Raw genomic sequence first — 22,932 nt, forward strand, 5'->3', positions numbered from 1 at the left:
TGCGATCTTCAGTGCGACAACAGCACCGGCACGGTCATCGATTTGAGCATCGTGCGCGTCGCGCCGCCCAGTACTACTTCATGCATGCGAGAGTGCGCGTAGGCACCCATCACGATCAGGTCGCAACCGAGATCCGACGCCTGCGACAGCAGAGCATCGCCGACCGGCGTGTCGTTTTCGACGCTCAGCTCGCGCACGTCGATCTTCACGCCGTGACGCGCGACGGTCAGCGCGATGTCCGCACCGGGGATCCGGTCGCGCGGCGGTTGATCGTCGGGCGAATGGACCGTCAGCAGCGACACTTTTGCCGCATGCGTGAGGAGCGGCAACGCGTCGTGGATCGCGCGGGTGGCTTCACGGCTGCCGTCCCACGCGATCAGCACGTGCCGCCCCGACGGCGTGAAGGTGCCTACCGACGGCACCAGCAACACCGGCCGCCCAGCCGACAGCACGACGTGTTCGACGAACTGTTCGGCGACGAACGCCTCGGGATCGGTCGGGTCCGTCTGCCCGAGCACGATCAGATCGGCCAGGCGCGCATAGGGCGGCACCACGTCGTTCGCGTAGCCGTCCGCGACGATCCACTGACCTTCGACCTTCGCACGCGCGAGTTCCGCATGGAATAGCCGCTCGAGCTCGCGGGCCCGTTCGTGGCGCTGGCGCTCGTGCTCCGCGTAGTACTCGGCGGTGCCGGCCATCACGAAGAACGCGTGGGGCGGCGGCACGTACGTTGAAAACAGGCCAGTCAGCCTCGCATGAAACCGGTGCGCGAGCTGCAATGCGATCGTGAGGCGCGACTGCGCGCGGGCGCTCGTATCGAGGTGAACGAGAATGCTTTTGTAGGTCATCGCCGAAGCTCCGCGACAGAACGTGGACACATCGAGTCTATGGGCCAGCCCGGCGCGACTGTTGACGCAGATCAAGCGCGTCGATGCCGCACGCCGGTTGATGTAGGTCAAGCGCTGCCGGTCGCGCACAAATACAGTGAGAGCAGTGACAGCAACGGACCTCTCACCGTAGCGCTTACGTGCCGTCTGTGGCGGGCAACGATCACGGTCGGTGAATCCTCCGATTCGCGCGGACTGCCTGCACAGCCGGGTCTGGCGGGTACGTTTCGCGCACACGGCGCGAAACGCCCAATTGACGGACGAGGCGGCCAATTTCTGCGCCGGAGAAGGAACATGACCGAGGGTTGCAGGATTCTCATCGTTTACTACTCGCGCGCCGGCACGACGCAACGCGTGGCGGAGCTGCTCGCGGCCGAGCTCGACGCCGACCTCGAACCGATCCGCGAGCGCGCCGGGGCCAAACCCCGTGACGGCGCACGTGGCTTCGCCAAATCGGTGATCGATGCGCTGTGCCGTCGTCGTACCGAGGTCATGCCGCCGCTGCTCGACGCCGCCGCGTACGAGCTGGTGGTCGTCGGCGGCCCCGTCTGGGCAGGCGGCGCATGCGCGCCGGTCCGGGCCTGGCTGGAAGCGTACGGCGCACGAATCCACCATCTCGCGCTGTTCTGTTGCGAGGGCGTGGGCGGCAGCGAAGCGGCGCTGGAGCAGATGTCGAAGGCGGCGGGCAAGACGCCGCTTGCGACCTGCGCGATCAACGGCCGTGATCTGTACGGACGCAGGGACGGCGACAAACGCGACGAGTTCGCCCAGAAGATCCGGCAAAGATTGGCGGCGCGCCGGGAGACGGAGTGGCTGGTGTAGCGCAAGCGGTCGCACGCGCGGTCGAAAACGAAGCGGCTACACCCGCAGCGAACCGCGCAACGCGCCGAAATCGGTGCGTGGATGACGATGCACCGGCGTTGCGTCCGGTACGGTGAAAGCCGGCTTGTCCTGCTCCGGATGAATGAGGTCCGCGAGGTCGAAGGGGAAACGGTGACGCGCCGCGTTGTAGCGGCGTGCCGCTTCGTCGTAGCGTTCGCGTGCGAAGGCGATCCGTCCCGCGGACGACGCGAGCCGCATGCGCAACGCGCGAAACGCCGGACTCCCATCCAGCCGGCGGACACCCTCGCACGCGATCAGCAGCTGCGAAATCGCATCGGTCAGATCGCGTTGCGCGACGTCGAAGCGTTCGAACGAAGCGGGCGAGTCGAGCAGAGCAGGCGATGCATGCAGATCCGCGACCGCCATGCGTGAACTGTCTATCTGCGTGAGTGCCGGCGCATCCGGTGGCAGATGCTTGCGCGCGAGCGTGACCGCCTGCTGTGTCAGTTCGAGGCGTTCGTTGTAGAGATCCAGCACGTCGGCGAACGCCACGATGACCTGGTGGTCGGCACGCGGCGCCGGGTCCGTCCCGCATCCGGCCATGCAAAACAGCGCAAACAGAATCGAAACGATCAGGGCCGGTTTCAAGGTCGTCCTCGCCGTGTGGTGTCGATGTGGCCGGGGCGGTGTGCCTCGCAAGCGTAGACCGGTGGCACAGGCGCGGCTTGATCGTCGTCAATGGAACGTGAATCGGCGGCGCCGTGCGGATTGCTCCGGGAGGCCGTGGCTACGCGTTGACCGCAACGTTTGATCAGGATCAGCTTGCCTGCTGGGCGCGCCGCTATCGTGAGGGAGTCGCAGAGCCGCTCGTCGAGCGCGCAATGCACGAGCGTCCAGACGCGGCGCAAGCAGCAGGGGGTCCCGATGAGCAGCAAGCTCAGTGAGATCGAAAGCCGCACCGCTTCGGCGAGGCAACTCGAAACGGTGATCGGCGCGATGCGCGGCATCGCCGCCGCGCGCGAGCGCGAGGCGCAGGCGCGGCTCGCGGGCATCCGCTCGGTGGCGGCGACCGTCGGCGAGGCGATCGGGATGGTGCTGGCGGCTGCATCGTCGCCGGCACAGGCTGCGCAAGACGCGCCACCGGAAAGCGCCGCGCGCATTCTGATCGTGCTGTGCACCGAGCAGGGATTCGTCGGCGGCTTCAACGAGCATCTGCTGGCCCGGGTCGAACGACTGAAGGCGGACGAGCCGGGCGAGATTTTCATCGTCGGCACGCGAGGCATGATGCTCGCGCAGGAACGGGCGTTGCACTACGGCTGGTCCGTCGGAATGGCCACGCACGCGGAGGACGTGATGCGCGTGGCCGGTCAGATCGCGGATGCGGTATTCGCGCGCTTTCGCGATCACGCTTCGTCGCAGGTGTGGCTCGTGCACGCGACGCCCGGCCCCGGACTCGACGAGCGCATCGTGACGCGGCGGCTCGTGCCGTTCGATTTCACGCGCTTCAGGGTGGCGTCGCGCGGTCAGCCGCCACTTCTGAACCTGCCGCTCGACGGCTTGTTGAGAGGCCTCACCGAGCGCTACGTGTACCTCGAACTGTGCGAAGGCCTGATGCAGTCGTTCGCGGCGGAAAGCGCGGCGCGCGTCGCCACGATGCTGGCCGCGAGCCGCCATGTGAAGGACCGGCTGCAGGAACTCACGCGCGACTATCGGATCGTTCGGCAGGACGAGATCACCGCCGAAATCGCTGAGCTGGCCGCGACGGGCGCTTGCGCGCCGATAGCCGGGCAGGGGCGGGGGCAGTCATGAAGCGCGCCGACAGCCGCGCAGGGGCGGAGGGAGTCATGAAGCGCGTCGACAGCTGCGCAGGCACGAGGAACGTCATGAAGCGCGTCGCGTGCTGGCTCTGCGTGTCGATGCTCGGTCCGGCGCTGATCTCCGGTTGCGCGAACGCCGCGCGCGAAGCAGCCTTCCGTCGCGAGGAGCTGGCGCTGTTCGAGGCACGCCAGCAGGCCACCGTGCGTTGCGAAGCGCAGGACGCTTGCGAGGCGGCGTGGGCGCGCGCCCGCGCGTTCGTCGCCACGCATTCCGCGAGCCGGATCGTGCGCGCTGGCGATACGCTGATCGAAACCGCGCGGCCGCATTCGTTCGGCTTCGTGTATCTCGCGGCGCTGAAGCAGCAGACCGTCGAAGGTCACACCTTGATCCAGCTGAAAGCGATGTGCCGCGGCATGTACGGCACCGATGGCAATGCAGGCGTGCTGTATTCGACCTGTGCGAATTCGATCATCACGATCGAGGGCGAATTTCGCGCGTGGATGAGCACAGCCCAATGACCAGGCCCGGCGCGCGTGTCAGATGCGCGGCGGCCTGCGCGCACGATCCGCACCGCGCTTCGGATGTCGCGACCAGTTCGCCGTCCTGGCTGGCGTGCCGGGGTGCCCCTTGCGCATCGGTTGCCGATGTAACCAGCCGCACAGCGTACGCCGGCGAGGCTGATGGAAAGCCGGTGTTGCCACGTGGCGGCTTTTCAGGTTCTGCACGTCACAGGCGAGGCAAACGTGACGCTTTCCATGCGCGCTTGCATCAGGTCGAGCACCGGTCGCCAGTACGCGGGAGTGTCGAACGCGGCGATCGGTACCGCGGTGTCGAATGACAAGCTCAGCGCCCGTTCCGCCGGCGTCAACGCGTCGGCGCTCGCGAGCTGACGCGCGAGGGTGGCTGTGTCGGCGTCGGACAGATCGCGCGGACCCTGGCGGCGTGCTTCGATGCGTTGCGCGAGCACCGCTGGTTCGGCGCGAAAGTCGAGAATGCGGGCCGGTACGCCAAGCCGTTCGGCGAGCGCCAAAAACGTGCCGCGGTGACGGAACTCGAGAAACGTGGCGTCGACGATCGCGCTGTGCCCGCTTTGCAGCACATCGTGCGCGAGCCGAAGAAGGTGGCCGTAGATCGCGTGACGCGCAGCCTGCGTGTAGTGTTCGGCGCCCAGTGCGGCTTGCTCGTCGGGCGGGGGGAGCCGACGCTTGCGTTCGGCATCGCTCGACACGCGCACCGCGCCGCACAGGTCAGCGAGAGCCCGGCTCGCGACCGATTTCCCCGAACCGGAATAGCCATGACACAGCAGTAGAACGGGTCCCGGTCTCTGCGTTTGCGCCCTTGCCAGTTCGAGATAGCGCAGCGCCGGTCTCGGGATGGCGACGTCGCTGCCCGCCAGGTGTCCCGCCTTCAGGCACGCGACCCACGCCCGCACCAGGGCGCGATAGGCGACGTACAAGGGCAGCAGCGACAGCGCCGCGTAGTCGCCCGACGTTTCCAGCCAACGGTTCAACAGCCGATTGGCCAGACGGGGTTCGGCTCGCGCGCCCAGGTCCATTACCAGAAACGCTACGTCCGCTGCTACGTCGATCCAGCGTAGCGCGTCGTCGAAGTCGATACAGTCGAACATCGCGATTGCGCCGCGCCAGCGGACCACGTTGTCCAGATGCAAATCGCCATGGCAGCCGCGCACGAAACCCTCGGCGCGGCGCCGCTCGATCAGCGGCGCGAGTTCGTCGAGCTGCCGCGCGCACCACGCGGCCATGCCGGGAAGCGCGGGATGACTGCAATTGGCCAGCAGCGCCGCCGTGATGGTTTCGATCTGCGCGCGCACCAGCGAGGCACTGCCGTAGCGCGACGAGGGCGCGTTGCGGGGTGCCCTCAGGTGATAGTCGGCGAGCCGCTTCGCCGCACCGTCGATATCTCGCGGCGTTAGTGCTCCGTTTGCCGCGAGACTCGAAAAGAGCATCGCTTCGTCGAAGCGGCGCATCCTGACCACGTGCTCCACAGCCGTGCCGTCGGCCCCGAGCGCCAGCACACCGTGATGGCGCGCAATCGGCAGCACGCCGGCGTAAATGCCTTGCGCGAGTGGCCGGTTCAGGCGGAGCTGCGCTTCACAGCAGCGCTCGCGTGTCGCGGTGGACGTAAAGTCCGCGAAGCCCGGTGCGACGGGTTTGATGATCTTGTACGCGAAGCGCCCGGCAAGATACACGACGGATATATGCGTTTCGATCCGCACGATCCTGCCCGCCGGATGGCGGTACGTGCCCGGCCTGCGCAGCGTTGCGTCGAGTCCGCGCACGCTGCGGCGCGCGGCACGCAACCGGTTGGCGAGATGCAGGGGGCCGCGAACGGCGGTGTCGGCGCGGCGTGCGGAATGCTTGCGGCTCGGCGGCGAGCTCATGCCGGGCCCCATCGCCCGAGCAACTGCGTGCGCACTTCCCCGTAGGAATCGGACAAGTCGTCCGAGCGCGCGAGCGCCCCGCCGGAATTCGCGACGAGCGGCGCGGCCCGCCGCCCCGCGACGATCACATTGCGGCCACCGGGAGCAGGCTCGACCTCGCCGGCCCCGGCGAGCGGGTTGACGCCATCGTGCGGCAACGACCGGGCGTCGTGATGAAAAACGGGCGTCTCGTTCGACACGGTTGACCTCCGCGTGATGGGACGGCCGGCGCTGGCGATGCGCGCGAACCGGGATCGTCTGCTTATTTAAGCCATCGAGTATGACAAGCGGATTGATCTGTATCAACGGAGCCCAGCGGGCGTGACGAATCCGCGTGGAATTCGCGCGACGTTAAGGCCGGATCGCAAGCGCTTGATCCTTGTCAAACGCCGCGCCGCGCCATCGGCGATGCTGAACCTGCCGCCGCCCGGCCGACGGAGAGGGAACGAGGAAACCGGATCGCGCGGCACGGCACGGCGGAGCAACGCTGATGCCGTTGCCGCTTCTCTCGCGTCAGCGCCGCAAGCCCTCGCCATGGCTCGACTTCGCGAGATGTTGTGCGCCGCGCGCTCACACATCCGCTCGACGGTTTGCGTGCCATTCGACGATCGCGGACCAGATGTCTTCGGCCGTTTCGCGAATGACGAACAGTTCCGCGTCCTGAGCGGAGATCATGCCCTCGGTCACCATGAAGTCGAAATCGATCGCGCGCCGCCAGTATGACTGACCGACGAGCACGACGGGCAGCGGCCGGATCTTCCTCGTTTGCAGCAGCGTCAACACCTCGAACAGTTCGTCGCAGGTGCCGAATCCCCCGGGAAAGAAGATGGCCGCCTGCGCACGTTCGAGCAGGTGCAGCTTGCGGATCGCAAAGTAGTGGAACCTGAAGCAGAGGTCGGGCGTGATGTAGGGGTTCGGCTGCTGCTCGCGCGGCAACGCGATGTTCAGGCCGATGCTCGGCGCGGCGCGCTCGTGGGCGCCGCGATTCGCGGCTTCCATGATGCCGGGGCCCCCGCCGGTTACGATCGCGAGCGACGACAGCGCGCCGGTACGACGCGCGTTGCCGACGATGCGGCCCAACTCGCGTGCAACCTCATAGTAGCGGCTGAGTTCGAGCAGATGTGTTGCAGCTTCCAGCGCCTGCTGGTCGCGCCGCACGTCCGGTCGTTCGCGCAGAGCGCGGCGCGCCTCGCGAAGCCGCTTTCGCGCGATGTCGGGCGCCGGAATCCGGGTGCTGCCGTACACGACGATCGTGTGACGAATGTCGCGACGTTGCAGCGTTTCCTCGGTTTTCCAGTAGTCGAGTTGCAGACGCACGCCGCACATTTCCGGTCTGCGCAGGAACGCGAGGTCTTCGTCCGCTTGCAGGTAGGTCGGATTCTCGACGAGGCGGCGCACGCGTGGCGGCAGCTCGGAGCGGGTGGCGCCGTCGGCGTGGCTCGCGCCGCGGCGCCGCGCGCCCGGCTGCGGGGAACGGTCGTGCGCGTCGCGCATAGCCCCTCGCGTCAAGGATTCCTTGGCCCTCGCCATGTCCGTCTCCGTGCAGCAAATGTCTTTACCTTACGGTCGAGGGGCGCGATCGCGTTGATCCACGTCAAGCGGGCGATACCGGCGTACGCTTGCATATGAAATGGAACGCGGGCCACCGTTTGACCCTAGTCGAGCCGCGTGCGATCGTGGCAGCGACGCACCGGCGGAGCAGCGGATGAAGCGATTCGATATTTTCAATGGTGATGCAGACGGCATCTGCGCGTTGCATCAGTTGCGGCTCGCCGAGCCTGCCCACACCGACCTGATCACGGGCGCCAAGCACGAAGTAGCGCTGCTGCGCCGCGCGCACGCGCAGCCGGGCGACAGCGTGACCGTGCTGGATATTTCGCTGGATTCGAACCGCGACCCGCTCATCGCACTGCTGGAACGCGGTGTGAAGATCGACTATTTCGATCATCATTTCCCGGGCCCCATTCCCGCGCACGCGCTGCTGACGACCCATATCGATACATCGCCGGAGATGTGCACGGCGCTGATCGTGGACCGCCACCTGCAAAGCCGCTACACGCGCTGGGCAGTGGTCGCGGCCTATGGCGACAACCTGCACCCGGCAGCGCATCGGGCCGCCACTGCGTGCGCGCTTAACCCGTCCGACGAGCACAAACTGCGCGAGCTGGGCGAAGCGTTCAACTACAACGCTTACGGGGACAGCGTCGTCGATCTTGCCGTCGATCCTGTCGAGATGTATCGCGCGATCCAACCGTATGCGGACCCGCTCGAATTCATTGCGGCGACCAGCATCCTGCCCGAATTGCAGGCGCGACGAACTGAGGACCTGGAACTGGCCGTGGGGCTCGCGGTAATCCGGCGGCTTGCCAATGGAACGCTGCACATTCTTCCCGACGCGGCGTGGGCTCGGCGCGTGCAGGGTGAATTCGCCAACCTCGTCGCGCGCCGCGACCGGACACGAGCGCACGCAGTGCTGACGGCTCGCGCCGATGGCCGATACATGGCGAGCGTACGGGCTCCGCTCGATTGCCCGCGAGGCGCTGACGTCCTTTGCAGGAAGTTCGGCGGAAACGGCAGAGTCGCTGCCGCCGGTATCGACCGGCTCGCTGCCGCGCGGCTCGACGAATTCGCGGCAGCGTTCAGCACTGCGTTCGGCAGCGAATCTGGTGGGACGGGGGGCGGGTAATTCACCGCCGCATTCCAGTCGACGATACGAATTCGCCATGCGGCCCACGGGCCCGGACGTCGTCCCTTTCGGCTCGTCGGCGGAGGGCGCGCTTGATACAAATCAACATCGGTCCGGCGCTACGCATCGATGATTGGGCTGTACCTGAACCCGGGGCTGATCATGAGTAGCCGGACCTTTGTAACAGGCGCATCGCGCGGCGGAAGCGACGCAGCCGACTGGTCTCAGTTCGAGTGCCTGAAGCCATTTGGCCGCGCTGTTCGGTTTGCTGGACGAAAAAGCTCGCTCGCGCGACGCCTGCTCAACGACCCGGAGGCGCAACTCGCGGACACAGGCACGGCGCTGGGTGGCGAGTGCATCGGTGCGTCTGATCAGTTCCTGCTCCGCGCGCTCGCGTTCCGTGATCATCGACGATCGCAGCGAGCTTTCATGCGCCGATATCGTTGCCGTACCTTGAGGAACGCTCCATGCGGTCTACGATGGAATGATGGGTGTGTTGGGCGACGCACCTCGACATTCCTGAGGAGAAGTGGCGATGGCTAATGTGTTTCGCGATCGCGCCGATGCCGGCAGACAGCTTGCCAACGCACTGGCGAAGTATGAGGGCCGCGACGATCTGGTGGTGCTGGCGCTGCCGCGCGGCGGCGTGCCTGTCGCGCTCGAAGTCGCTCGGGCACTGCATGCGAAGCTCGACATTCTCGTCGTCAGAAAGCTTGGGGCGCCTTACGACGAAGAACTGGCGATGGGTGCGATAGCGACCGGCGGCGCGCTTCATCTGGAAAGGTCGGTACTTCGCCAGCTGGAGGTCAGTGACGCCCAATTAGCCGCCGTGATCGCGCGGGAGCGAGCCGAGTTGGCGCGCAGGGAATTGGCCTACCGGGGGGAAACTCCCCCGGTGACGGTACAGGGCAAGACGGTAATCGTGGTCGACGACGGCCTCGCGACGGGGGCGTCGATGCATGCGGCGATCGAGGCGCTCCGTAGCCGAAATCCTGCTCGCATCGTGGCGGCGGTCCCGGTGTCGCCAGCCGGTGCGGGCACGCAGTTCGACGGCATCGCGGACGAGTTCGTGAGCGTGCTGCAGCCGGGCTGGTTCATGGGGATCAGCCAGTTCTATATGAATTTCAGCCAGACGAGCGATGAAGAGGTCCGCGCGTGTCTCGCAACCGCGCGGAGTTGGGAGCACGAGCAGCGTATGGGCTCGGCCGAATGAAGGCACGCATGGCCATGGGCCGTGTCGAACGTGGAGCATCTATCGTGAATACAGGATCCATTTGCACGCGGCACGTCACTGTCTGCGAGCGGCAAGCGACGGTTCTCGAGGCCGCGCAACTGATGCGCGAACAGCATGTCGGCGATCTCGTCGTGATCGAGATGAGCGGTGGACGTCGGGTACCTGTAGGAATGTTGACCGATCGCGACATCGTGTTGGCGATCGTGGCCAAACAGGCCAACCCCGAGAAGATCTTCGTGAACGATGTGATGTCGTCGCCGCCGGCGCTCATCAGCGAAGGGGACGATCTTTGGCTCGCCGCTTCGCGAATGCATCTGAACGGCGTGCGGCGTTTGCCTGTCGTCGACGGCGCAGGGGAGCTGACCGGCATCGTGTCGCTCGACGATCTGCTCGAGGCGGTGTCCGGACTTCTGTCGGAGCTCTGGCGCGTGACGGGCCGTCAGCCTCACATCGAGCAAAAGAGCCGCGCGTGACGCCGGCGCGGCCGATGCATTGGCCCGGATCGACGTCCGTGCCGCCAGGCGCCGTAGGCTTGAAAATGGAACGCCGGTCAGGCAGCGGCCCGCATGGCGACGCAATTGACCGGATGCAATTCGACTGTCGTGATCGAAGGCACCGCGAATCATGGAAGACGCTCTCGAAAGACGCGCCCTGCTGCTTCATCTGGGGCGTGTGATGCAATTGATCGTTCGGCTCGACGAAATGGCGCCGGGCGAGGCGAGCATTGGCGAGCTGATCGCACAGCACCCGATTCTCGATGACGAGCCGCTGCTCGCGCATCTGCGCCCGGATATGTCCGTGGACGCGTTCAGGTCCCACGCGCTTCACGCACTCTGCCTGTGGCCGCAATGGTTGCTCGACGACCCGCTCGACCGGGACGCGCTGGCTGCATCCGTGCGTATGTCGCTGTTCGATGACAACGCGCGAGGCTGGCGTGCCTACGTAACCGGCTTGCGTCGCGACGTGGGATGGTTCGATGCGAAGGCGGTGAAGCGGCGCGCATCGCGTCGCGTCGCGGACGCGGCATCGCCAGTTCAGAACGACGACGAGCCGGCATTCGATGCGCCCGCCGGCCGAGCCATCGCGACGGATGTCGAGCGCGACTTCGGCGCCGCCGGTAATCGCGGCGAAAGCGTGGAAGGAGCGCGACGGCTAGATGAGGGCCGCACCGACGAGCAGCGTGTCGCGCGGTGAGACTGGCGCTCACGCGCGGCCGAAGGTCACCGCTGGATTGCACAGACGCGACGCTCAGATCAAAGGATGAATGGCGGCGAGGCGCATGGGTCGACGTGTGCCCATGATCGAGCCCGCGCAGTGTGAGCAGAACATGAGATCGGCCGGAACGAACCCGGCTGTCGATTCACGCGTCAGTACGCTACGGGCTCCGGGTTCTGTCCGTCATGGATTCATTCGGGTTGGGGCAGGCCGACTCGTTCGGCATCTTGTGGAACCTGACGTATGCGCTCGACTTTGAAACCCATACCGGCCAGCCGCGCAATCAGATCAAGGTAAGTCGCTGCGTCAATCGTCGGACTGCGCGAAAGCACCCACACCATGTTGCTGTCGACCATGCAACGAATCGTGTAGTGGTAGTTCGGATCCACGTACGCGGTGACAACCAACACTTCGAATGGCCAGAGCAGTCGGACTCGCCATGTGGTATTGCCAGTGCCACCCACGATCTTCGCCACGAAGCGGCTTCCTGTGACCGGCTGATCGAACGACTGTCGGCGGCCGAGGTAATCGTCGGTGATCTGGCCGTCGGCACGCAACGTCCACTCGTCGTAACTGCCGACGTAATCGCTGTCGTTCAGATAGGGGGTCTCCGCGATCACGTACCACCTGCCCATGTAGCGTTGCAGGTCGATCGGCGGACCCGCGACACAAGCCGTGGCGGACGGGGGTGCGTCCGGCGCAGCCGCTGGCGCGTGCACGCAGCCGGTCAGACAAGTGGCGAGGACCGCGAGGCAGGCTATCGAATTTCGCATTGGGACGATGTCTGGTCAGCAGTCGTCATCGACCGACGATTTCGGGGCGGCCAGCGATGCAGTGACGGTTGGTCGGAGCGCTCGAAGCATGTCGCCATTGCACTCGCGCTGACGGTTGGTGCCGTTGATCTGCGTCAATCCCCAGCGCATCTCGCATGCGGGCTATTCACGAGCAGCTTGGCTACGGAACGATGTTGGGACTCGCCATCGGACTGCCGGGAGGCTGGCTGCTGGGCCTCGCTCGTGGAACTTCGCCTATGGGCAGCGCATGCGTCGCTCATCCATTGGGCTCGCATCATGCGACCGCAGCACGCCTCCCGAACCACTCGCAGATCAGCACGGATCCCATCGGCACCCGCGACGCCGCGCCCGCACTTCACGGCGATCCTCGGACGGCCGACACGTCACCCGCCGTTCCAGCACACCGAAGGAGGGAACCCGAACGCCTCCGGCAACCCGGTCGCGTTCGCGGTGTGGAGGAAACACTTTGTAAGGGTATTCACCATGTGTACTCTCCTGACGCTTGTCTTTACTCTTCTACACTTGTCATACAACCGGCACCGAAGCGTTTCGCTCGTGTACTAACAACTATTTGTCCGGAGGGGACTCGATGTCCAAGCAGTCGTGCGATCTTGATAAAAATGCGCCCGCAACGGGCGACACCTTGCGCATTTCGCGCCGTGGCTTCATTGGACTAGGAGGCGCGCTTGCCGGCAGCGCACTCCTGCAAGCCTGTGGTGGCGGCAGCGGGGTTTCCGCAGCGGCAGGTGGCAGCAGTTCCACGCCAGCGACGGGAAGCGCGCCGTCGACGGCCGCGGCCGACCCGATCTGGGGCCCCACCGGCTCGGCGACGAACATCATCAATGCGCTGCAGAAAATCACACAGAGTGCATTCCCGGCCGTCGATTTCCAGGTTGAGCAGTACGGCGCGCAACCGTGCGCGGTCATTGCACAGGCCAACCCCTATACCGGCACCACATCGCCCACCAGCACGGGTGCCGGCGCGACCAATGCACCGGGCTCGTTCGATTCACGTCCTGCCTTTCTCGCGGCGATCGCGGCGTGCAGCGCAGCCGGCGGCGGCCGGGTCGTGGTGCCGGCGGGCACGTGGTATTGCGCGGGCCCCATCGTGCTGCAGAGCAACGTCAACTTCCATCTGAGCGCGAACTGCACGATCTATTTCAGCCCGAATCCTGCCGACTATGCGAAGGACGGCCCCGTCAACTGCGGCACCAACGGCAACCTTTACTACAGCCGCTGGCAGGCAAACGACTGCCTGAACTTCGGCTCGCCCGTGTACGCGCGAAATGCCAACAACATCGCGCTGACCGGCGAAGGCGCGACATCGGTGTTGAACGGTCAGGCCATGACGCCGTTCGCCGGAAGCGGAAACACGAGCACTTGCTGGTGGACCTTCAAGGGCTCCAGCGGCGCGTACGGCTGCGCCGGGTCGTCCACGCCGTCGCAGGCGTATACGAACCCGAACAACGTCGACCTGATGGTGGCCGCGCCGACCCTTTCGGCCTCGCTCTACACCATGTTGACCAATCCGGCTACGCCGTGGCAGCAGGACCAGAACTACCTGCCGGCGCTTTCGGAAGCGGGCGTGCCGGTCGCGCAGCGTATCTTCGGTCTCGGCCACTATCTGAGGCCGTGCATGGTGGAGTTCCTGGGTTGCACGAACGTGCTGATGGAGAACTACCGCACCAACAACACGCCGTTCTGGCAGCATCATCCCACCGACTGCACGAACGTCGTGATCCGCGGCGTGACGGCCGACAGCATCGGACCGAACAACGACGGCTTCGATCCGGACGCCTGCAACACGGTTCTGTGCGACAACGTGACGTTCAACACCGGCGACGATTGCATCGCGATCAAGTCGGGCAAGGATCTCGATACGGAGTACGGACCCGCGCAGAACCATGTGATCCAGAACTGCATGATGAACAGCGGTCACGGCGGCATCACGCTCGGCAGCGAGATGGGTGGCGGCGTGCAAAACATCTATGCACGCAACCTGACCATGCTCAATCAGTTCTGGGCGACGAATTCGCTGAACATCGCGATTCGTATCAAGACGAACATGAACCGCGGGGGCTACGTCAAGAACTTCTACGTGAATGGCGTCACGCTGCCGCACGGCGTGAGCCTGACGGGCGGAGGCTACGGCACCAAGATGCTGGCAGGCAGTCCGATCAACAGCACCGTGCCCATCGGCGTGGCCACCGCAACCGCCGCTAATCCGTCCGCATCCCAAGGCGGCCTGATCACGTTCGATTGCGATTACCAGCCCGCCGCCGATGCGATCCGCACACGCCCCGCGCTCATCGACAACGTCAACATCACGAACGTCACCGCTACGAACGTGACCTTGGGCAGTACGACCGCCTCCTGTTTCCAGGCCATCGTTGCACAAGGTCCAGTCGCGTTCGATTACAACGGTCCGGCGCCCGCACCGACCGTACCGGCCATCACCGGCGTGACGATTTCCAACTGTAACTTCGGCACGCCTGCGGCCGCCGGCCCCGCGAGTGCCAGCACGCCGGGCCCAATCTACCTCTACAACGTGCACGACATTACGTTGCAGAACGTGGTCATCGCTGGGCAGACGCTCAACCAGACGTTGTCGGATCCGCGTTAATACGACATCCAGGGAGCGGCGGGGTGCCGCTCCTTTACGTCGCCAGATTGAAGTGAAGCCGTCGCGCCGGGGTTTGCATCGGATCGTCGCGACGGCGTGTTTTTTTCTTCTGCCGTGATCGATGGGAAGTCGAGCATCACCCGCCGGCCGCAGCCGTTGCGTCGAAAATGATCGCGCAAGGGCTGCGCCCAGCGATGTTGATGCGCCCATTTCACGGCATTTCTTATTGGTGATCACTGCCGGAGGTAAGCCGCCATCGGCTTAAGATTTCGCCGAGCGTTTGCGCGTAGAATCCATTCACGAATCCAATACGCCAGCGTCCGGCCTGCCACGCATACCACGTTACGATACGTTGGCTCTGCGGGTGTTATCCATTGGCTTGCCGTGACGCGCTCGTGCCTACTGTTCGTCGAGGGGCACACATCGGGAGCGCCATCATGAGAAGCTCTGCCACACGCTACGGTTCGATCGCCCAATTCCTCCACTGGTGCACGGCAATCGTCGTGCTCGTGACGTTCATCTATGGGCCCGGCGGACCTGAACAGCGCGTCTACTCGTCGGTCCACGAGTTCGACCGGCGACTGCACGAGACTTTGGGTTTGTGCGTGTTCGCGCTCACCCTGATCCGCCTGCTATGGCAGGCATACGACACGCGTCCCGAGACACCGCCAGTCTCTCGCTGGATGGCCGTGATGGCAGCAGCCGTTCAATGGATGCTGTATCTGCTTCTCCTTGCGCTCCCGCTTACCGCCATCTCTGGCGCGTGGCTCGAAGGGCATCCGCTGACGCTTATCGGCGGTCGCGATATTCCGCCTTTACTCGGCACTTCACATGGAGCAGGCTCAGTCATCGCATCGCTTCACAAGTGGCTCGGCGACGCCATTATGTGGCTTGCGGCGTTTCACGCATTCGCGGCTATTTTTCATCACGTCTTCCTCAAAGACGACGTGCTGACCGCCATGCTGCCACGCTGGTTTCCTTCGGGACGGGCACGTACTGGCCGATGAGGGCCGATGAGCCCCGAACGCGACGAACTACGGTGGGTGTCGAGGACCAGTTGCCATGGCAGCGCGCTCGCCTAGTGATCCACAGTGGGACTGGCGGCCGCCTCGGCCCCTGCGGGAAACGCCTCCATGAACGCGGCAACGGCTCGAATGTCCCGATCCGACAGGTTGTCGGCGATGACCTTCATCACTTCGCCACGGGGGCGTAGCCCGGCACTTCGGAAGACCAGTATCTGCTTTTCGACGTAGTCTGCGTACTGCCCGGCGAGGCGAGGAAATCCTCCCGCGCCTTCACCGTGCAGGCCGTGACAGGCACTGCACGCCGGTACGCCTTTGTCCGGAATGCCCAACAGGAAAATGGTCCTGCCCGATTCGATCAGCCGATGATCGGCGCTCGCTCGTGGCGCCGGCGGCGGCTGGCTGGAAAAGTACGCGGCGAGTTGCTCGATTTGCGCTTCGCTCAGATGCGTGAAGCCCCACATGAACCTTCTGGCATTCGGATCGCTCCGCTGATGAGCCTTGAAGTCCGTTAGCTGATTGACGAGGTATTCCTGTGGTTGGGCCGCCAGCTTCGGAAACGTCGGAGATACCGAAATGCCGTTCACACTATGGCAATTCGAACATACCTGCAACGCGATCGTCCTGCCGCCGACGGCGGGATTGTCGATCTGTCTGGACTGCTCCAGGTTGTGGCAACCGGATGCGCCGAGCGATAGGGCGACGAGGATGAATCGCACCGATGGGAAGCGGTACGTAGAGCCCTCGATGGATTTCACTAGATGTTTCATCGATGCACCTTAAGCAAAGCCATAGCCCGTATCAGGTGTGACGCTGAGGTACGCAGACGTTCACCAATACGCGGCCCATAGGTACAGAAACAGCGTGTCGTTGTCGCTTGCATTGCGTCCGTGGCCGTCGTAATTCGTCCGGGCGCCGAGGTATTTGGTGAAATGCGTGTATTGCAGACCGACGCGAATGTTCTGCACGGGAATCCAGAAGATCTCCGGCATCCAGCCTTGCGTGGCCGGCGAGGAGTTCGCGCTGCCGGCGTACGCAACGCTATCTGTGCTGCCGGTTACGTTGAAGAATGAAAGGCTCACACCATATTTGGCCTGATAGATATATGAAGCTTTCAGGCGTAGCGAATTCAGATTGGCTGACTGGCTGTTGCCCAACACGAGATTATTCGGATCGCTGATGTTTTCATGGATGTAGCGCGCCTGCGCCGTCACGGTGTTCGGCTCGAGGATGTACTGGTACTGCGCATCCACTCCGATGTCGCGATAGCGGGTGACGCCCTGTGAGAAGATCGGCATCGAGTTCGCGTCGTTCGGGTAGACGTTCGCATTGATGCCAAAGGTCCCCACCATGATGTTGTGCGGTCCCCACTCATGAGTGAAAGCCAGACGCCAGTACGGATTTTGACCGCGCAGATAGATCTGCGGGTGGTTGGGGTCGCCGGCCTTGTTGCCCTTGCTCATGAACGAGAAGATGCCGTCAGCGGTGCTGTATAGCGACACCTCCGCATAGACTGTGCGGTTCCAGTAGAGGTAGCCGCCCGCACCCACGACCTGCTGCGCCAGCGTGCCTTCGAGGATCGGCAGGAACTGGGGTGAGGCAACCGGACTCGTCGAAGAGGAAATGTACGGGTAACTCCATGCGGGTGCACTGTTCCACACATCCTGCACGGTTGGATTGTTGTGCAGGGTGGTGCCGAGAATCAGATCGTTTGCGTCCCCGATGATCCTGTCGACATACCGGAAATCCATGTTGTCCGATCCCCAGTGGCCGATCCATTGGCCATTGCTTCCCTGATGGTCGTAGTTCGAGTAGGTGAATTGCGTGAACGCACCGATCCTGTCGGTGATCTTGCCGGCGAGGAAGATGCTGGCGGAATCGAAAATCGGCAGGCCATCTTTGGGAGCGATGATGTTGCCGCTGGCATCGTGGTTGACCCGGGTCTTCGTCAGGTCGACCGTCGCCATCACGGCCACTGGAATAGTACGTTCACCGAACGTATATCCGTTCAGCTTGAACATACGACCGTACGGCGTCAGTTCCGGAAACTGTCCGCCTGCGTGACACGCCACGCAGCTTTGCCCTGTCTGCCGCGCAAATATAGGCAGCGCTTGAACCATTGGGGCAACGAGCAGGCAAAGCACGGCGAGCGCCAGCCTCACGATGCGGCCGCGCAGCCAATGGGCGGCATCATCGCGTGCAAATGCGTGTGACATGTCCGTCTCCCCGACGGCCAGTTCCGCATTCGCTCGCGCGCAGAGCGCACGAACCCCTGCCCAATGCGGAAACTGGGCGACAGCACTCGCACTTCGCGCTCGGCATGACCGGCGTCGCATTTACATCGGCGTAGTGGGGCAAGCTGATGCCGCGTCGGGGCGATCTTGCCTACGCGAAGCGCTTTCTCCAGACTCCAGAACGAGCGCGCATGCCGATTTATTCCAGCGCATGCGCATCAGCGCGCAAGGCCGGAAATTGAGAGCGACCTTATAGCGTCACTCGGGACATTCTGAAATTGGAGTCGTTGCAGCTTTGACTGGATGTGCGGCTTACGCCTGCGGTCAGGTGAAGCGCGACGGTGCATGCGTCGCGCTTCCTGCTGCGTTCTTTGTTTCGGGGAGATGTCGCGGAGTGGTCGTTGGCGGTCGTGCTAGAGCTTCATGCGCTGCAGAACGCGGTCGCCGGCGACGAATTGATGAAACAGCGCCGCCGCGATATGCGCGCAGATCACGCCGAACAGCACCCACGCGAGAACGCCGTGAACGTCGCCCATCGCATGCCCGAATGACGAGCCCGGCGCCGACAGTGACGGCAACGGAACAAGTGCGGCGAGGCGCACCGTCCACGTGCGCGACGAAGCGTTGATCCAGCCGAGCAGCGGCACCAGCACGAGCAGCGCGTACAGCGCCAGGTGCGTGACTTTCGAGGCGAGGCGAAACAGCGGCGGCAGGTTGTCCGGCGGCGAGCGATGAGTCGTGCGCCACAGCACCCGGAACGCCATCGCTGCGAGCAGTGCGGTGCCGACCCCGAGGTGCCAGCCGATCAGGCCGTCCGGCACGGTGTCGCGGTGCACGTCCGGCATTGTCCAGCCGATCACGAACTGCGCGGCAACCAGCCCGACGACGAGCCAATGCAGCAAACGTGCGACGATGTCATAGCGGGGTTCGGTCGAGACTTGCATAGGGGATCCTGTGGGTTGAGTTCTGGTGAACCGCATCGTACCCTGGCGCGCCTTAAGGCCAGGTTAAGGAGCATATCTTTCGTGAGCTATACGCAGTAAGGGGTTCCGGCCGATTTTTCCCGCAGACGCGATTCCAGCTACCAGTCTAGCTACCCTCGCCGACAATTTGCGTGTGCGAAGCGATGAATTCGCACAGACTGTCATCGGTTATCGCCGACGCGCGCCGGCCCAGCTTTACCAACGTCAGTTCGCCAGCGCGAACCAACCGGTAGATGGTGGGCTTCGACACGCCCAACAACAGCGCGGCGTTTTTGATCCGGTGCAGCTTGACCGATTGCGGCTGCTTGGCTTGGAGGGTCATGATTCCTTGTTCTCCTGGTCAAAATCGAGGCTTGGCTGTATCGGCGAGCCGGCGCGCCTCCACAGTGCGTAGTGCTCGGGGCAGTAATGAACGTCGGGAGCGATCGCCTGCGCGTGCTTCGCGCACAGGTCGCATTGCGCCATCAATGGAAAAGTCGTATTCATCTGACACCTTATGTATTGTATGTATTGCGGGTGACCTTGATGATTCGCGGTGCTGCCCCGGCCACGCTTTGAATTAGAAAGGGTTGGGCCGCGCGCTGGCGGCGATATAGAGCGGGTGCTTTGGGCTGCCGTCCAGGTTCATACCGAGATGGAATAGCTTCCGACCCATGCCGGTGATGCGCAGGAGGTGCAGCACATCAGGCGCGCGGGTCGACGCGGCTTTGTGCGAGCCCCACGCGCAGATGACCATCGACGCACGATCGACCATATCAAGGATCGCGCCATTGGCCGCATTGCGGGGCCCAAGCGGGTCTGGGTGCGTCAGGAGTTCGTCAGGATTGGTCGCACGCAGCGGGAACAGGTTGGCAACTTCAAGCCGGCCGAAGTTGTTCGCGACGGCACGTGCAAAGCATCGGGTGACAGTTGGGTCGTCGGCAAGGTGATCTGCCGTCGACGGGTTCAGCATCAGGAACGCCAGCGTGGGACGTGAGGCGTTCCACTCGCGCCAGAGTCGGTAGCGGTACGTCCCGCAGTCGCTCAAATGCGCGCCGCGTTCGACCATCTGATGCGTTTCGGTCATGCATTTCATCCTTCCACCTCCCTTTCCACTTCCGCTTGCCTCTCTGCCTGGTTCAACCTCGCCCTTACCACGTCTGTGACGTCGTGAGCCGTATTGCAGCTTCTCGTGGTCCGGCCCTCGGACGTCGTGTGCGACCCCGTTTGCATCATCGGTCCGGCGCCCCGGAGTGGGGCGCCCTTCCAGCAGCTACTAAAACAAGAAAAAGCACATGGTCAATGCGTCAATCAATGGCGGCGAAAATCGATGGCGCTTCCACGTGTTGTGCGGCAAAGTCGCGCAGCTGGTAGAAGAGCTCGCCGAATTGCGCCTCGCGGGTCTGCCAGGCAAGGGCATTGAAGGCCATCAGGCAGGCGACGATGCCGGCGGCGTCGCACGACATCTCGCCATCGAAGCCGTTGCCGTCGCACTGGATGCGCAGTGGCTCGTTGAGGCGAGGGGTCATGTAGACACCCCCGTTGGACAGTTCGAAGAAGTCCCAGAAGCCGCCTGAATAGCCATCACAGACGGATTGCAGCGAATGGTAGACCAGTGCCTCGCCTGTCATCAACCGCCGCCCGAAATACCGTGGCAGCGTGTTCATCCGCTTTGATTCAGGGACACGCACGGCCTTGACGATAGCGTTTGAGGTCTGGACTTCAGAATCAGGTTGCATGATGTTCTCCAGCAAGAAATTCGCGGAGCATGCTCCCTGGCGGGGAGGCAGCCCCGCGACGGGTAAATAAGGCAAGCGGTCGGTCCGTTGCCGAGGCAGATGTGGCTAGTCCTGATCGGGCAGCAGGATAGTTGCGACTGGCCGGTCATTAGTCCCCGCATCGATGACGAGTTTCAGATGAACCTCGGACACCGTTGCTGTATTGGCATCGTCCGACTCGAGGCGCGCACTGAAATAGACCGTCCTGTCTTCGTGCCGATGCATGACTTCGGCGGCCGCGGCCCAAAGAACGGACCACATGTGCCGCGCTGCAACGGATGACGAATACGGGCCGTGAATGACATCGTGATCCCCGTCGGGAAGACCGGCGAGGCACGCACTCAACCCCTCTTTCGAAATCGCAACCGGTGCCCTGAAGCCGGTCTCGCAGGCAATGCGTGACAGGTCCACCAGCCTGCCATCACGCAGACTCTGCTCGCGTGATGTCAGGCTACTGGCCGGAGACGGCGTAGCTGAGGCCGGGACATCGTAGAAATAGACAGACATGACATGCTCCTTGAACGGGTGAAGGGGCATTGCATCCCCTTGGGGGATGCAATGCCCCGAGAGGGAAATATCGGAATGGCCGGCCGTTGCTTCGCGGTGTAGGTAAGGTCAACCGCGGATGACACGTGGCCTAACAGATGCGAAATCCACCGCACACACGAAGGAATCCGGCGAATTCGCGGACGTTGTCCTCTTCGAAGGGATAGTGCGTCTCGAAATCGGGCACCTCGCCCTTTCCGTCGCAGGCGTTACACAACAAAGGTCCAGGTCCAGTGCCAGGTGGCTCGGCGCGATGACCGGTGGCGCCGCACACCGTACACGGTTGATACGGTAAAGAGCGGAGCCGCTGGTGGTACAGTTCGGCGTACCGGTGCGTGTGACCCGAGCGGAGGGCGAGTTCCAGTCGTTCTGCAAGTGCACTGGCCCCATCGCCGTCCAGACCCCAGCCATTGTTTGAATTACCGAGGTTACCGGTTGGGATGATGTCGGCCGCGACCGTCTCGCAGTAGTGCCAGAGCGGATGCCACCACCAGACGTTATTGCGGAAGTAAGTACCCTTGTCTGAACGGGGGGTGTTTCCAAAGACGTCCATGCCCATTTTGAAAACTCCAGAAAATAAGGGGACGTCCCCTGAGGGAGGCATTCCCTCGGGGTTAAAACTGGACGATCAGACCGCTGGCCGCCTGGTACATGCGGGGTCGATCTGAAACGGCCAGGTCAGAGAACATTCCGAATGCCGATCCATCTGGCACGCAGCCGCGCAGAAACAACGCGCCGGAAAAAACTGCGGATAACGCGACAGTGGTCACAGTGACGCCGCAACCTGACGGATCCGCAGCCGGCGGATCAACGGTGAAATGTCCATTGGCAGGTGTCCGTACAGCGGGGGCCTGCCAATGTCCCCTGATCGCGGGCGCGCGACCAGGGGCGTTTAGCGCAGCGAGCGCAAACGGCACGGCGTTTCGAGGCCGCCGTTGGCCCGGGAGATCAGGGAAGTCGGGACACGAAGAAGGGAGGCCACGGGAAGCCAGCTTGCCGCAGCGTGACCAGGTGGTCGCGCTGGAACAAGCTGACTATCGACGCAGCTCAGCGCAAATCGCCCCGCGGTAGCCCGGGGGCAGGGGAGGGAGAAGTCGCAGCCGGTTTCGCGGCTGCGACGGGCGTCCTGTGACTCCTCAGGAGAGAAAAGCGCAAAGGCGCCCGAGGCAGGGATCAAGAAACCGCATGTTGATGCGAAACGGGTCGACAGGATGCAGTACCATAAGCCTCAATTCCGAATCGAAATCGTGCATCAATACCGCCAGTGACAGCGATAAACCTCAATCTCTCAACAGAAATTTCCCTCTCGCGTGATGGGGGGCTCGTCTACTTCATCGCGGCGTTGCCGGAGCGTTCGGTCCAGTGTGCGATATCCCGGGAGGCTCTCGAGCATCACTTCTGGGCGCCGGCCGGAGCAGGCGAGGCGCATCTGCTCAAAGCGTATCTGGCGGGCCGCAAGCGAATTGCGGTGAGGGTGGAAAGACGTTTGCTCAGGAAGGAGCGTGAGCCGATCGTGCTGGATACAGGTCACTTTACGGCGTAATGCCTTGATGCGATGAAGATGCGATGACGTGGCAGGAGCGAATACTTGATGAGAACACGGCCTTCATCGGTCCCGTTCGACGGATCCGCAGGATTGCCTGACATGTTTGGGAGTGCGACCGTCGAAAGCCGATGCGGCCATAGCGGCAAGACTGTTGCTCCTTGCTGACGGGTTCGATGTCGGGCCGGCACGGCGATCGTTGATGCCACAGCGAACTTCCGTTCATCGGCCTTATGGAAAGCTTTGCATAAGGCCGATTATGCAAAGTCGTCGATTATGGATAGCAATGGTTTTGGCAGCGGGGACAGTCCGATGGGCACAGGGTGTG

The 22,932-nt window shown here is 63.6% G+C and carries 24 protein-coding genes; 10 read left to right on the plus strand and 14 right to left on the minus strand.

Annotated elements, in window-relative coordinates:
• Window positions 1-8: 8 nt before the first annotated feature.
• Window positions 9-848 (minus strand): universal stress protein, encoded by an 840-nt coding sequence (locus tag EVC45_RS32235; protein ID WP_129962212.1) that lies wholly within the window; start codon window positions 846-848, stop codon window positions 9-11.
• Window positions 849-1,181: 333 nt separating this feature from the next.
• Here EVC45_RS32235 and EVC45_RS32240 point away from each other — a divergent pair, with 333 nt between their 5' ends.
• Window positions 1,182-1,709 carry a flavodoxin gene (locus tag EVC45_RS32240; RefSeq protein ID WP_129962213.1) on the plus strand — a complete coding sequence of 176 codons (528 nt, stop codon included), beginning with the start codon at window positions 1,182-1,184 and terminating at the stop codon, window positions 1,707-1,709.
• 36 nt (window positions 1,710-1,745) lie between these two features.
• On the opposite strand, the gene EVC45_RS32245 is transcribed toward EVC45_RS32240, so the two are convergent.
• Entirely contained in the window at window positions 1,746-2,357 is a 612-nt protein-coding gene (locus tag EVC45_RS32245; protein WP_248295338.1) for a LemA family protein, read from the minus strand.
• 276 nt (window positions 2,358-2,633) lie between these two features.
• On the opposite strand from EVC45_RS32245, the gene EVC45_RS32250 reads away from it, so the two are divergent.
• Together EVC45_RS32250 and EVC45_RS32255 are read left to right on the plus strand one after the other, a co-directional pair.
• Window positions 2,634-3,518 (plus strand): F0F1 ATP synthase subunit gamma, encoded by an 885-nt coding sequence (locus EVC45_RS32250; RefSeq protein ID WP_129962214.1) that lies wholly within the window; start codon window positions 2,634-2,636, stop codon window positions 3,516-3,518.
• A gap of 35 nt (window positions 3,519-3,553) precedes the next feature.
• Window positions 3,554-4,045, plus strand: coding sequence for a hypothetical protein (locus tag EVC45_RS32255; protein WP_129962215.1), 492 nt, complete (start codon window positions 3,554-3,556; stop codon window positions 4,043-4,045).
• A 194-nt stretch (window positions 4,046-4,239) separates the two neighbouring features.
• On the opposite strand, the gene EVC45_RS32260 is transcribed toward EVC45_RS32255, so the two are convergent.
• The 3 genes from EVC45_RS32260 to EVC45_RS32270 all read right to left on the minus strand — a co-directional run bounded on the left by EVC45_RS32260 (window position 4,240) and on the right by EVC45_RS32270 (window position 7,497).
• Window positions 4,240-5,928 (minus strand): bifunctional aminoglycoside phosphotransferase/ATP-binding protein, encoded by a 1,689-nt coding sequence (locus EVC45_RS32260; protein WP_129962216.1) that lies wholly within the window; start codon window positions 5,926-5,928, stop codon window positions 4,240-4,242.
• Window positions 5,925-6,167, minus strand: a complete 243-nt coding sequence (locus EVC45_RS32265; RefSeq protein WP_129962217.1) for a hypothetical protein — start codon at window positions 6,165-6,167, stop codon at window positions 5,925-5,927. Before EVC45_RS32265 ends, EVC45_RS32260 begins: the two co-directional genes overlap by 4 nt.
• A 370-nt stretch (window positions 6,168-6,537) precedes the next feature.
• Window positions 6,538-7,497, minus strand: coding sequence for an LOG family protein (locus tag EVC45_RS32270; RefSeq protein WP_248295339.1), 960 nt, complete (start codon window positions 7,495-7,497; stop codon window positions 6,538-6,540).
• Between the two features lie 175 nt (window positions 7,498-7,672).
• Here EVC45_RS32270 and EVC45_RS32275 point away from each other — a divergent pair, with 175 nt between their 5' ends.
• The 4 genes from EVC45_RS32275 to EVC45_RS32290 all read left to right on the plus strand — a co-directional run bounded on the left by EVC45_RS32275 (window position 7,673) and on the right by EVC45_RS32290 (window position 11,081).
• Complete coding sequence (locus EVC45_RS32275) at window positions 7,673-8,653, plus strand: acetyltransferase (RefSeq protein ID WP_129962218.1); 981 nt, start codon at window positions 7,673-7,675, stop codon at window positions 8,651-8,653.
• 535 nt (window positions 8,654-9,188) lie between these two features.
• Window positions 9,189-9,866 (plus strand): phosphoribosyltransferase, encoded by a 678-nt coding sequence (locus EVC45_RS32280; protein WP_129962219.1) that lies wholly within the window; start codon window positions 9,189-9,191, stop codon window positions 9,864-9,866.
• Between the two features lie 44 nt (window positions 9,867-9,910).
• Window positions 9,911-10,360 (plus strand): CBS domain-containing protein, encoded by a 450-nt coding sequence (locus EVC45_RS32285; RefSeq protein WP_168991580.1) that lies wholly within the window; start codon window positions 9,911-9,913, stop codon window positions 10,358-10,360.
• 202 nt (window positions 10,361-10,562) lie between these two features.
• Window positions 10,563-11,081: a hypothetical protein gene (locus tag EVC45_RS32290; RefSeq protein WP_248295340.1), complete on the plus strand. Its 519-nt coding sequence runs from the start codon at window positions 10,563-10,565 to the stop codon at window positions 11,079-11,081.
• Window positions 11,082-11,293: 212 nt separating this feature from the next.
• On the opposite strand, the gene EVC45_RS32295 is transcribed toward EVC45_RS32290, so the two are convergent.
• Entirely contained in the window at window positions 11,294-11,875 is a 582-nt protein-coding gene (locus EVC45_RS32295) for a lipocalin family protein (RefSeq protein ID WP_129962222.1), read from the minus strand.
• A gap of 610 nt (window positions 11,876-12,485) precedes the next feature.
• Here EVC45_RS32295 and EVC45_RS32300 point away from each other — a divergent pair.
• Both EVC45_RS32300 and EVC45_RS32305 read left to right on the plus strand, forming a co-directional pair.
• Complete coding sequence (locus tag EVC45_RS32300) at window positions 12,486-14,519, plus strand: glycoside hydrolase family 28 protein (RefSeq protein WP_129962223.1); 2,034 nt, start codon at window positions 12,486-12,488, stop codon at window positions 14,517-14,519.
• Window positions 14,520-14,956: 437 nt separating this feature from the next.
• Window positions 14,957-15,526: a cytochrome b gene (locus EVC45_RS32305; protein ID WP_129962224.1), complete on the plus strand. Its 570-nt coding sequence runs from the start codon at window positions 14,957-14,959 to the stop codon at window positions 15,524-15,526.
• Window positions 15,527-15,597: 71 nt separating this feature from the next.
• Here the strand turns inward: EVC45_RS32305 and EVC45_RS32310 are convergent, their stop codons facing one another.
• The 8 genes from EVC45_RS32310 to EVC45_RS32345 form a co-directional block, all read right to left on the minus strand.
• On the minus strand, window positions 15,598-16,311 hold the full coding sequence (locus EVC45_RS32310) for a cytochrome c (RefSeq protein WP_129962225.1): 714 nt from the start codon (window positions 16,309-16,311) through the stop codon (window positions 15,598-15,600).
• Window positions 16,312-16,371: 60 nt separating this feature from the next.
• The gene (locus tag EVC45_RS32315; RefSeq protein WP_306770811.1) at window positions 16,372-17,757 is read right to left on the minus strand and encodes a cytochrome C; all 1,386 of its coding nucleotides are present in this window, start codon (window positions 17,755-17,757) and stop codon (window positions 16,372-16,374) included.
• A 431-nt stretch (window positions 17,758-18,188) separates the two neighbouring features.
• Window positions 18,189-18,719 (minus strand): cytochrome b, encoded by a 531-nt coding sequence (locus EVC45_RS32320; RefSeq protein WP_129962226.1) that lies wholly within the window; start codon window positions 18,717-18,719, stop codon window positions 18,189-18,191.
• Window positions 18,720-18,864: 145 nt separating this feature from the next.
• Window positions 18,865-19,080 carry an AlpA family transcriptional regulator gene (locus tag EVC45_RS32325; protein WP_129962227.1) on the minus strand — a complete coding sequence of 72 codons (216 nt, stop codon included), beginning with the start codon at window positions 19,078-19,080 and terminating at the stop codon, window positions 18,865-18,867.
• Window positions 19,081-19,317: 237 nt separating this feature from the next.
• Entirely contained in the window at window positions 19,318-19,824 is a 507-nt protein-coding gene (locus EVC45_RS32330; RefSeq protein ID WP_248295342.1) for a DUF1643 domain-containing protein, read from the minus strand.
• A gap of 220 nt (window positions 19,825-20,044) precedes the next feature.
• A complete protein-coding gene (locus EVC45_RS32335) occupies window positions 20,045-20,476 on the minus strand; it encodes an antirestriction protein (RefSeq protein WP_129962229.1) in 432 nt (143 codons plus the stop codon).
• A gap of 105 nt (window positions 20,477-20,581) precedes the next feature.
• Window positions 20,582-21,022, minus strand: coding sequence for a DUF6573 family protein (locus tag EVC45_RS32340; protein ID WP_129962230.1), 441 nt, complete (start codon window positions 21,020-21,022; stop codon window positions 20,582-20,584).
• Window positions 21,023-21,152: 130 nt separating this feature from the next.
• The gene (locus EVC45_RS32345; protein WP_129962231.1) at window positions 21,153-21,620 is read right to left on the minus strand and encodes a hypothetical protein; all 468 of its coding nucleotides are present in this window, start codon (window positions 21,618-21,620) and stop codon (window positions 21,153-21,155) included.
• A 705-nt stretch (window positions 21,621-22,325) separates the two neighbouring features.
• Here EVC45_RS32345 and EVC45_RS32350 point away from each other — a divergent pair.
• The gene (locus tag EVC45_RS32350) at window positions 22,326-22,604 is read left to right on the plus strand and encodes a DUF1488 family protein (protein ID WP_248295343.1); all 279 of its coding nucleotides are present in this window, start codon (window positions 22,326-22,328) and stop codon (window positions 22,602-22,604) included.
• Window positions 22,605-22,932 lie beyond the last annotated feature (328 nt).

This window comes from Paraburkholderia sp. UYCP14C, assembly GCF_004197395.1.
Taxonomy (GTDB): Bacteria; Pseudomonadota; Gammaproteobacteria; order Burkholderiales; family Burkholderiaceae; genus Paraburkholderia.